This is a genomic window from Longimicrobium sp. (assembly GCF_036280135.1).
GTDB lineage: Bacteria > Gemmatimonadota > Gemmatimonadetes > Longimicrobiales > Longimicrobiaceae > Longimicrobium.
In genome coordinates this window covers 1-9,502 of the sequence record NZ_DASURI010000416.1, presented here as the reverse complement: position 1 = coordinate 9,502, position 9,502 = coordinate 1, and the positions used below count along the sequence as shown (strand labels likewise).

The window sequence follows — 9,502 nt, the reverse complement described above, 5'->3', positions numbered from 1 at the left end:
GCTATTCCCTATTCCCTATTCCCTATCACCTGTTCCCTAGTGGCCGCCCTGCAGCAGCTCCACCAGCACCCCGCCCGTGCCCCGCGGATGCAGGAACGCCACCAGGTGCCCGGCGGCACCGGGGCGGGGGGCCTCGTCGATGAGCTGCCGGCCCTCGGCGCGGTGCCGGGCCAGCTCGGCGGCCACGTCGGGAACGCGGTAGCACAGATGGTGCATCCCCGGCCCCCGCTTCGCGAGGTACTTGGCCACGGCCGAGTCGTCGCGGGTGGGGGCCAGCAGCTCCAGTCGGCCGTCGCCGTGGCCCAGGAAGATCACTTCCACGCCCTGCGACTCCACCCGCTCCCGGCCGTACCCCTTGTGCCCCGTGATAGATTCGAAGAGGGAAAGCGATTCGTCCAGCGAGTGCACCGCGATTCCAACGTGGTCCAGCGCGTGCTCCGTCATCGGCCTCTCGTGGGCTTGGTGTGGATGGATCGGCAACATTCTTGAGTCAGCCGCGACAGGAGGATAGCCCGGAGGGCCGGGCGCGGCTACCGCACCGGGCGCTGGCGACCCCAGCGCCCCGAACGGGGAAGGCAGACATGGCGGGACAGAACATCAAGGAAATCACCGACGGCAACTTCCAGTCGGAGATCGCCGACAACAACGGGCTCTCGATGGTGGACTTCTGGGCCGAGTGGTGCGGCCCGTGCCGCCTGATCGCGCCCTTCGTGGAGCAGATCGCGGACGAGTACAGCGGCCGCGTGACGGTGGGCAAGCTGGACGTGGACAGCAACCAGCGCACGGCCTCGCAGTTCAACGTGCGCTCCATCCCCACTGTCCTGTTCTTCAAGGACGGCAAGGTGGTGGACCAGGTGATCGGCGCCGTGCCCAAGCAGGCCCTGGAGCGCAAGATCCAGGAGCACCTGGCGGTCTGACGGAACGGCAGCGCGGGCCGGGCGCGCCCCCGCGGCGCGCCCGGCCCGCGTTCGCATTCTGCGGCCGCGGGTTGCGGATTGCGGCGGGCGCCCGCGCGCGTCCGCGGGCAAGTGACTCGCGCCAAACAGCTTGCGTTTGGGCACGGAACGTGACTTTCGCGGCGTGAATTCAAGGGACCTTCAGGCCGCTCCGTCTTCGCCCCGCCCCACCACGACAATGATCTACCGGTTTCCCTGGGACAGCGCGTACCTGCCGCGCACCAAGCTGGCCTACGTAAACCTCCCCGGCATCCTCAGCGACGGCAAGCGCGACCGCCAGGCCCGCGTGCCCGGCTTCGTGGCCGTGCAGCTGGGCGAGCGCTGCTTCATGATCTTCATGCGCCAGGGCGAGCCGTTCTTCGCGGCCCGCATTACCCCCGCCGGCCGCGGCCCCGCCGCGCTCAGCGAGGTGCTGCGCCTGTGCGCCACGGAAAGCGAGCGCGGCGAGGGCGGGCAGATCGGCTACTACGGCGCGTCGGAAGACCAGCTGCGCGCCATGCTCAGCACCGTGGTGCACGAGCCGCTGCCGCTGTCGACCGAAGTGGACCCCGCGCGGCCGGACCTGCTCTTTCCCAAGCTGCGCGAGCGCGGCTTTTCCGGCGTGCTGGAGCTGTGCGACGGGGGCCGCAAGCACTACCTCGTCTTCCAGGACGGCGGCTTTCGGACGGGCTGGTTCACGGAGCGCGACGAGTCCATGCCCATCCCCGACTTCCTGCGCGGCCTGTTCACCCTGGGCGCGGGGCTCGCCGTGGGGCTGTACCCCGCGCTGGACGCGCTCCCCGTGCAGGCGGGGCCGGGCTTCGTGGACCTGTACCGGCGCATCATCGGCGGAACGCTGCGCGAGGTGGCGCTGGCCACGGGGCGCGAGACGGCGCTGGGCATCGTGCAGCGGGGGCAGGGGCTGGCGGCGCTGGAGCACCCCGTGGTGGCCTCGTTCGACATCACCCCCGAGGGGCGGGTGATGGGCGACCCCGTGGCGTCTCCCGAAAAGCTGACGGACGGCGTGGCGCGGTGGATGACGGAGGTGCTCATCGCCGCGGCGGACCACCACGGCGTGGATCCCGCCGGCGTGGTGGAAAAGGTGGGGCGCGACAGCCGGTTCGTGCTGCAGGAGCACGGGTTCTTCGCGCGGCTTCCCTGGGCTCTTTCCATCTGAACGTGGCATCGCTCTTCATCGTCAGCACGCCCATCGGCAACCTGGGCGACATCTCCCGCCGGGCCGTGGACACCCTGCGCGCCGTGGACGTGGTCCTGGCCGAGGACACGCGCCGCACGGGCGTGATGCTCAAGCTGCTGGACATCCAGGCCCGGATGATCAGCGCCCACGAGCACAACGAGGCGTCGCGCGCGGGCACTGTCGTGGAGATCCTGCGCGAGGGGCGCGACGTGGCCCTGGTGACGGACGCCGGCACGCCGCTGCTCTCCGACCCCGGCGCGCGCATTGTCCGCGAGGTGGTGGAGGCCGGCTACGACGTGGTGCCCATCCCCGGCGCGTCCGCGCTGCTGGCGGCGCTCGTGGCGTCCGGCATCGACGCGGGGACGTTCAGCTTTTTGGGCTTTCCGCCGCGCAAGGGCGGGTCGCGGGCGGAGATGATGGAGGAGATCGCCGCCTCGCCGCGCGCCGTCGTCCTCTACGAGTCGCCCAACCGCGTGGGCAGGCTGCTGCGCGACCTGGCGGAGGCCGCGGGCGGGGAGCGGCGCGTGTGCGTGGCCCGCGAGCTCACCAAGCTGCACGAGGAGTTCTGGCGCGGCACCCTGGCCGAAGGCGCGGAGCGCTACGAGGACGCCGAGGTGCTGGGCGAGGTGGTCGTCGTGGTGGAAGGCCGGCCGAAGGACGCGGAGCGCGAGGAGGAGGTGGACGCGCTCGCGGCCCACTCCATTGCCCGGGCGCTGCTGGGGCAGGGGCAGTCCGCGAGCGCCGTGGCCAAGGAGCTGCGCCGGCGGATGGGCATCTCCCGTAACGACGCCTACCGCATCGCGCAGGAGGCCGCGGAGGCGCAGGAGGGGTAGGCAGGCGGATTCGAAGTTGGGCCGGGCTCCAGTCGGAGCGAATGAATTCGCCGCTGGAAAGTCGCGAAGTCCGCCTGCGCGGACTGCCCCAGCGAGGGTCGGGCGTCGTACACCGAAGCGGGTCCCGTGACACCTCTCCCGCGCAGTGCGGGAGGTCGCGAGCCGACGCGCGGGTGGGGCGCCCCGCGATGCCGCTCCATCGCAACATCCTGCCCGTGCCGGGGTTACGTAGTTGAAGCCTCGCGGCAGTTTGCGAGGCTTTCCGCGGTCGTTGCGGCGACTTCAGTCGCTCCGGCGCGGGTCCGGACAAGCCGCACCGCCAAACTCCATTTGCCCGCGGATACGAATCCGCCTTCATCCTTCTCTTCTCCGCGGCCACGATGTCCACGGACGCCAGGATGGACGCACCCCGGCACGACGCCGGCTCCACGACGGCGGACGACGCATCGCCCCGCGCGCGGGTGGACGCGCTCAACGCGCACGCCTGGGACACGCGCGCGCAGGACGCCGCCCGCGCCGCCGTGCTCGCGGACGAGGCGCTGCGCCTGGCCGAGGCGGAGGGCTACAAGGCCGGCATGGCCCTGGCCCTGCGCACGCGTGGATTTCACCGCTACCTGGCCCGGGGAGACTACGAGGGCGCGCTGCACGACCTGCGGCGCGCCCTGTCCCTGCTGGACGAGGCCGCCGACGCCCGCGGCCGCGCCGACGTGCTCAACGGCATCGGCAACGTGCACTGGCGCCGCGGCGAGTACGCCGACGCCATGCGCTGCCACCTGCGCGCCCTGGAGATGCAGCGCGGCCTGGGCGACCGCATGGGCGAGGGACACTCGCTCAACGCCCTGGGCAACGTAGCCTATCACCTGGGCGACTACGGGCAGGCCCTGGACTACTACCAGGACAGCCTCAAGCTGCGCGAGGAGATCGGCGACCGCGTGGGCGTGGCGTACTGCCTGAACAACATCGGCAACATCCACGGCCAGCTGGGCGAGCTGCAGCGCGCGCTGGACTACATGCTCCAGGCGCTGGAGATGAAGGAGGGGGCCGATCCGCAGGCCGCCGGCATCTCCATGCTCAACGTGGGCAGCGCCTACGCCGACCTGGGCGACGACGAGCGCGCCCTGGAGTACATGGAGCGCGCCGCCGTGCGCCTGCGCGAGACGGGCTCGCTGGACGGCGAGGCCACCTGCCTGCGCGACATCGGCCGGGTGCACGAGCGGCGCGGCGAGCTGGACGCGGCCCTGGCGTGCTACCGGCAAAGCCTGGAAAAGACGCGCAGCCTGGGCGCGCGGATGTTCGAGGCCGAGACGCTCATCCGCCTGGGCTCCCTGCGCGTGCGCATGGGCGAGGGCGACGCGGGGCTGGCGGACCTGCACGCGGCGCTGGAGACCGTGTCGGAGCTGGGCGCGCGCCCGCAGGTGTACGCCGCGCACGAGGCGCTGACGGAGGTCTACGAACAGCGCGGCGCGCTGGAGCCGGCCCTGCGCCACCACCGCGCCTTTCACGCGGCGTGGCGCGAGGTGTTCAACGCCGAGACCAACGCGCGCATCAAGAGCGTGCTGGTCCGCGCCGAGGTGCAGCAGGCGCAGCGCGAGGCCGAGATCCTGCGCGGCAAGAACGACGAGCTCACGGCCGCGTACGGGCGCCTGCGCCAGGCGGACGAGGAAAAGGCCCGCCTGGTGGACCGGCTGCGGGACCAGGCCGCGGAGCTGGAGCGGCAGACGCGGGAGGATGCGCTCACCCGCGTGTCCAACCGCCGGCACCTGGACGCGCAGCTGGCCACCGAGTGGGAGCGTGCCCTGCGCTTCGGCCGGGCGCTGACGGTGGCGATGGTGGACATCGACCACTTCAAGCAGGTGAACGACCGCTTCAGCCACGCCGTGGGCGACGAGGTGCTGCGGACGGTCGCGCGCATCCTGCGCGACAACACGCGGGGCGTGGACGTCGTGGCGCGCTACGGCGGCGAGGAGTTCTGCCTGATCCTCGTGGAGACCCGATCGTCCGAGGCGGCGAAGCTGTGTGACCGGCTGCGGGGGCTGATCGCGGACTACGACTGGTCGTCCATCCGCCCCGGGATCGCCGTGACGGTAAGCATCGGGGTGGCGGGGCTGCACGAGGGGGCGGATGCGCCCGACGCGCTGCTGGCCGCCGCGGACGTGCGCCTGTACGCCGCCAAGCACGCCGGCCGCAACCGCGTCCTCGCCTGAGCTGAACCGGGGATCCGCGCGGGTCTGTCCACCTGCGCGCCAAACCCGTCCATTATGACCGCTTTCATTGTGCCGATCTGTGGAGATTCCCGTGGATCCAGTCCCTGCCGTCCCGGTATCCGCCGCCGACGTCGAGGCGCGCGCCCGCATCGACGCGCTGGCGGACGAGGCGTGGCCCCTGCGCTTCAGCGACCAGGCGCGCGCGGCGGCGCTCGCCGGGGAGGCGCTGCGCCTGGCCCAGGCGGCGGACTACCCCGTCGGGGTCGCGCTGGCCCTGCGCACGCTGGGCGCGCAGCAGTTCTACTTCCAGTCGGACCTCACGGGGGCGGACGCGCGCTTTCGGCTCGCCCTGGACCTGCTGGACCAGGCGGGAGAGACACGGGGCAGGGCGGACGTGCTCAACCTGCTGGGCTCCGTCAACCGCCTGGCGGGGCGGCAGGTGGACTCCATGCGGCTGCACCTCGCGGCGCTGGAGCTCGCGCGCCAGCAGGGCGACCGGATGGCCGAGGCGCTCGCGCTGGGCTCCATCGGCAGCGTGTACCACCTGCTGGGCGACTACGGCCGGGCGCTGGAGCACCACCAGGCCAGCCTGGCGCTGCGCGAGGAGATCGGCGACGAGACCGGGATGGGGTACCCGCTGATCAACATCGGCATCATCCACGGCATGATGGGCGAGCCGGAGCGCACCATCGAGCACATGCGGCGGGCGTTCACCATCCAGGAGCGCGGCGACCCGCACTCGGCCGACGTGTGCCTGGTGAACCTCGGGAACGCGTACCTGGACCTGGGGCAGGACGAGCGCGCGCTGGAGTTTCTGGAGCGCGCCTACACGCGTCTTTCCGCCCGCGGCAGCCACGCGGACGAGGCCAGCTGCCTGTGCGACATCGGCCGCATCCACGAGCGCCGGGGCGAGGACGCGCGGGCTCTCGCGTGCTACCAGCGCAGCCGCGCGCTGCTGGAGCGCACCGGGTCGCGCATCTACCTGCCGGAGGTGCTGATGCGCTTGGGCGCCCTGCGCGTGCGGACGGGCGAGGCCCCGGACGGGCTGGCGGACCTGCGCGCGGCGCTGGTCTCGGCGGAGGAGCAGGGCGCGCGGCAGCACGTCCACGCGGCGCACGAGGCCCTGGCGCGGGCGTACGAGCAGCTGGGCGACGCGGCGCGGGCGCTGGAGCACCACCGCGCGTTCCACGCCGTGTGGCGCGAGGTCTACGGGAACGAGACCAACGCCCGCATCCAGCACGCCCTCGTCCGCGCGGAGGTGGAGCAGACGCAGCGCGAGGCCGAGCTGCTGCGCGAGAGGAACGAGGCACTCACGCGCGCGGACGAGGAAAAGGCGCGGCTGCTGGACCAGCTTCGCGCGCAGGCGGCGGAGCTGGAGCGGCAGACGCGGGAAGACGCGCTCACGCGTGTCTCCAACCGCCGGCACCTGGACGCGCAGCTGGCCACGGAGTGGGAGCGCGCCCTCCGCTTCGGGCGCGCGCTGACGGTGGCGATGGTGGACGTCGACCACTTCAAGCAGATCAACGACCGCTTTACGCACGCCGTGGGCGACGAGGTGCTGCGGACGGTCGCGCGCATCCTGCGCGACAACACGCGGGGCGTGGACGTCGTGGCGCGCTACGGCGGCGAGGAGTTCTGCCTGATCCTCGTCGAAACCAGGTCGGCGGACGCGGTGACGCTGTGCGACCGGCTGCGGGGGCTGATCGCGGACCACGACTGGTCGTCCATCCGCCCGGGCATCGCCGTCACGGTGAGCATCGGCGTGGCGGGGCTGCACGAGGGAGCGGATGCGCCCGACGCGCTGCTGGCCGCCGCGGACGTGCGCCTGTACGCCGCCAAGCACGCCGGCCGCAACCGCGTCCTCGCCTGAAGACGGGTCCGGCGAACCTCGCGTCCCGGGACGTGTCACCCTGTCGTTGAACAACTTCGGTCGCGGGCAGCGCCGTCCTTTGCCGAAGCGTCGTCCTGCGCCTGGAAGGGCCACCCCGGGCAAACGCCGCGGACGTCTCGATCCCCGCGGGACCGACGGCGACGAAGGATCTCGCCCGCACGGCGACAGGCCGGCTCCGGGGCACGGGATCCGGTCGATCTGGAGTAAGGAGAGCCGGCCCTCTCCAGGTACGCGGCCCTCCCGGCTCCTTCTCCCAATCGGCGGCCCCGGCGAACATCGCCGGGGCCGCTTCTCGTCGCGGATCTATCGCCGCCGGGCCGGGCGCCGGCAGGCGCGAAGCCAGATCCCCGTGGGCACGCTCCATCTGTTCCCTCGCGTTCCCGGGCGAGCGTTCCGGCCCGGGGAACCCCCACGCACCGCCGCGAGACGAGATGCTTGCGTTTATCAAATTCGTCGTTTAATGATTGGGTGCTGTTGCGTTCACCCTATCACCCCACATCGGGAGGTGGAGCATGGATCCGTTCAGCCCCTTCGGACAGCAGTCGCAGTTCGAGACGTTCGATCCGTACGGTGGCTACGACGCGGCAACGCTCGCGGCCCTGTACGGCGGTTCGTGCGATCCGGACCAGAACATCAACATCAACTGCGGCTGCTGATCGGGCACCGCGGGGGTGGATCGGCCGGGAGCCCGGCCGGTCCACCCGGACCTCGTTTGGAGACGGACGCCCCGCTCACCTCCGCGCACCGGTGGACTCCATGAACGTCATCCCGCCGCTCCCGTTTTCGCCTTCCGCGTCCGGCGCCCGCGTGATCGTGCTGGAAGCGGCACCCGGCGCCGCCCGGCGCGACCTGCTGCGCGGCTGGGCCGGCGCGGCGCGCGCGGGCGCCGCCGCCGCGTGGCTGCTGCCCTGCGACGCGGAGCGCGAGGGGTTGTGGGGCGGGCTGAACACGTGGATGCGCGAGCTGCTCCCCGAGCTGGAGTCACGGGCGCCGGACCTGTTCGTCCAGCACGACACGGAGCTCACGGCCGTGCTGCCGGACCTGCGGCTGCGCGTGCGCCCGCGCCACGTGACGCTCACGGAGACGGCGGAGAAGGAAGAGGGCGTGCGCAACTGGGCGCAGGACCGGGCCTACCGCATTCCCCAGGGCATCGTGGACCTGCTGGACGCCTGGCACGCGCGCACCGGCGGCGGGCGCTGGGCCCTGGCCTGCGACGGCTTCGACCGCCGCGGGGCGCTGGTCGGCCACTTCTTTCGCCAGCTGCTGCGGCGCCGGGGCGAGGCGCTGGGGCTGCAGCTGCTCGTGGCCGTGGACCCCGGCCAGGGTGACGCCGTGGCGGACGAGCTGGGCCGCTTTGCCCCCGTGGAGCGGGTGCGGCGGGAGCTGCCCGCCGGGCCCGAGGAGCGGCTGCACCCGGACGAGGCCGCGCGCCGGGCGGCGGAGCTGGAGGCGTGGGTGAGCACGGACACCATGTGGGTGACCATGCACGCCCACGAGGTCATCCGCCTGTGGACGGCCGCCGGGCGCACGGACCGCGCGACGGACTGGCACGCCCTGGCCCTGGGGATCCACGCCCACCTGGGCTACTACGAGGACGCGTACCGCCACCTCCCGTTCGTCCGCGACAACCTGGCCGTCTTCGACCAGCCGGGCGCGTATTACCGGCGCGCCAAGGTGGTGAGCAACCTGCGCATCGTCTACATCACCAACGGCCACGCCGACGAGGCCCTGCGGGTGATGGAGACGGAGGGGCTGGGGTGGCTGACGGACCCCCTGGACCGCGTGCACGCCCTGTACGTGGTGGCCATGCTGCACGCCCGGCACCTGCCCCGGCGCGACATGAAGAAGGGCGAGGAGTACCTGCGCCGCGCCCTGGACGAGGTGGAGAAGGCGGAGCTGGAACCGGCGGACCGCGCCTTTCACACGGGCTTCCTGCTCAACGGCCTGGCGTACGTGCGCTTTCGGCAGGGCGCGTCGGGCGAGGCGGCGGAGCTTTCGCACCAGAACCAGGCGCGCCTGGACGAGAACCTGCCCCCCGAGCGCCACCGGCTGCACCGCTCCGTCCTGCTGTACAACGCCGGCCAGGTCTACGGGCAGACGGGCGACCACGAAACGGCCCTGGAGTACTTCACGGCCGCCATGGAGATGGACCCCAACTACTCCGAGTACTACAACGACCGCGGCACCATCCTGCAGAAGCTGGGACGCTGGGACGAGGCCGAGCGCGACTACCTGCGGGCCATCGAGCTGTCGCCGCCGTACCCGGAGGTGTGGTTCAACCTGGGCCAGTGCTACCTGCGCTCCGGCCGCCCCGTGCAGGCGGAGCCGGCGTACCTGCGCGCCCTGGACCTGGACCCCGTACGCCCCGAGGCGTGGGTGAACCTGGCCCGCGCCCGCCACGCGCTGGGCCGCCGCGAGGACGCCCTGGCGGCGTACGACGG

8 protein-coding genes are annotated in these 9,502 nt (G+C 72.3%); 7 read left to right on the top strand and 1 reads right to left on the bottom strand.

The features are described from left to right. Positions 1 to 36 precede the first annotated feature (36 nt). The gene (mce, locus tag VFZ20_RS13290; protein WP_329684376.1) at positions 37 to 444 is read right to left on the bottom strand and encodes a methylmalonyl-CoA epimerase; all 408 of its coding nucleotides are present in this window, start codon (positions 442 to 444) and stop codon (positions 37 to 39) included. 137 nt (positions 445 to 581) lie between these two features. Here mce and trxA point away from each other — a divergent pair, with 137 nt between their 5' ends. The 7 genes from trxA to VFZ20_RS13255 all read left to right on the top strand — a co-directional run. Continuing rightward, entirely contained in the window at positions 582 to 917 is a 336-nt protein-coding gene (trxA, locus tag VFZ20_RS13285) for a thioredoxin (RefSeq protein ID WP_329684375.1), read from the top strand. Between the two features lie 217 nt (positions 918 to 1,134). After that, entirely contained in the window at positions 1,135 to 2,112 is a 978-nt protein-coding gene (locus tag VFZ20_RS13280) for a hypothetical protein (protein WP_329684374.1), read from the top strand. Positions 2,113 to 2,114: 2 nt separating this feature from the next. Further along, complete coding sequence (gene rsmI, locus VFZ20_RS13275) at positions 2,115 to 2,966, top strand: 16S rRNA (cytidine(1402)-2'-O)-methyltransferase (protein ID WP_329684373.1); 852 nt, start codon at positions 2,115 to 2,117, stop codon at positions 2,964 to 2,966. Between the two features lie 398 nt (positions 2,967 to 3,364). Continuing rightward, the gene (locus tag VFZ20_RS13270; protein WP_329684372.1) at positions 3,365 to 5,170 is read left to right on the top strand and encodes a diguanylate cyclase; all 1,806 of its coding nucleotides are present in this window, start codon (positions 3,365 to 3,367) and stop codon (positions 5,168 to 5,170) included. A gap of 91 nt (positions 5,171 to 5,261) precedes the next feature. Continuing rightward, the gene (locus VFZ20_RS13265; RefSeq protein ID WP_329684371.1) at positions 5,262 to 7,040 is read left to right on the top strand and encodes a diguanylate cyclase; all 1,779 of its coding nucleotides are present in this window, start codon (positions 5,262 to 5,264) and stop codon (positions 7,038 to 7,040) included. Positions 7,041 to 7,573: 533 nt separating this feature from the next. Continuing rightward, positions 7,574 to 7,717: a hypothetical protein gene (locus tag VFZ20_RS13260; RefSeq protein ID WP_329684370.1), complete on the top strand. Its 144-nt coding sequence runs from the start codon at positions 7,574 to 7,576 to the stop codon at positions 7,715 to 7,717. Between the two features lie 100 nt (positions 7,718 to 7,817). After that, a partial coding sequence (locus VFZ20_RS13255) for a tetratricopeptide repeat protein (protein WP_329684369.1) occupies positions 7,818 to 9,502 on the top strand: 1,685 nt, incomplete at its 3' end.